The sequence below is a fragment of the Eubacterium sp. AF22-8LB genome, assembly GCF_003458715.1.
In the GTDB taxonomy this organism is placed as follows: Bacteria; Bacillota_I; Bacilli_A; order Erysipelotrichales; family Erysipelotrichaceae; genus Holdemanella.
In genome coordinates this window covers 1-920 of record NZ_QRVI01000039.1, presented here as the reverse complement: position 1 = coordinate 920, position 920 = coordinate 1, and the positions used below count along the sequence as shown (strand labels likewise).

Here is a 920-nt window from a genome sequence, read left to right as displayed (position 1 = left end):
TCATATAAAAATGGATACTCAATTTAGAATATCCATTTGGTGTTGATATAAATATTTTAAGGCGTATGAAATTGAACAGGCGCTCTTTTCACATGATAATTTCTTATAGATTTTTTGACTGTTCTTTTGTGTTTCATATAAGTTTATCAGTTCAAACTGGAATGAGTTCACAAAATATGATTCGTCTTCATTTTCCATGAATTCATTTATTTCGACTCCTAGCAGCCATTTTAAATCATCTTTTACTAAATGGCATAGATAAGTATGTTCTGAGTTACCGCTATCTTTAACGGTTACTTTAAAATCAATACTTCCTTCAAAATGCACATCTTTTAATTCAGCAATTTCACTTTTTCTTGATGCGGATCCTGTTTCATATACAATCATTTGGTTCGTTTCTAATATCATCCTACTGACCTCTAACTCAATTCATTGTCGTTTACGGCATCCATTACAGTTTCCATACTGATTATCATTTCCTGCTTCTGTTCACCAATCAATAAACTTTTATTACAGATTTGATTGATCATTCGAGGAATGCCATTCGATGCATTGATAATTGCGTTCAGTGCATTATTATCGAACACTTCCTGATGACAGCCCACACCATCTAATTTTTCTTTTATATAGCGTTTTGCTTCTTCTTCATTTAGATTTTCTAAATTATGTGACATGATTATACGCTGTCTTAATGGTTCATGGCTTGATAGGCGTAACTGATTGTTTAACTGTGGCAGTCCTACCAGTAATACGACTGCATAGTCTTTTGAATCCATTTCAAAATTGAACAGTATTTTTAAATCGTTCAAGATTCCACTTTTCATATAATTGGCTTCATCAAATATAAATACGGGTGTAATTCTTTTTTCACGTTTATATTTTTCTATAATTGCCTGAATAGCTCGGAAGTTGTCGACTTT

The 920-nt window shown here is 32.0% G+C and carries 2 protein-coding genes; both read right to left on the bottom strand.

Features of this window, described 5'->3' with window-relative positions; all coding sequences use genetic code 11:
• Nucleotides 1–18: 18 nt before the first annotated feature.
• A complete protein-coding gene (locus tag DWY01_RS10685; protein WP_117996107.1) occupies nucleotides 19–408 on the bottom strand; it encodes a hypothetical protein in 390 nt (129 codons plus the stop codon).
• A gap of 11 nt (nucleotides 409–419) precedes the next feature.
• Nucleotides 420–920 (bottom strand): ExeA family protein (locus tag DWY01_RS10680; protein WP_147332188.1); only part of this gene is annotated, 501 nt, incomplete at its 5' end.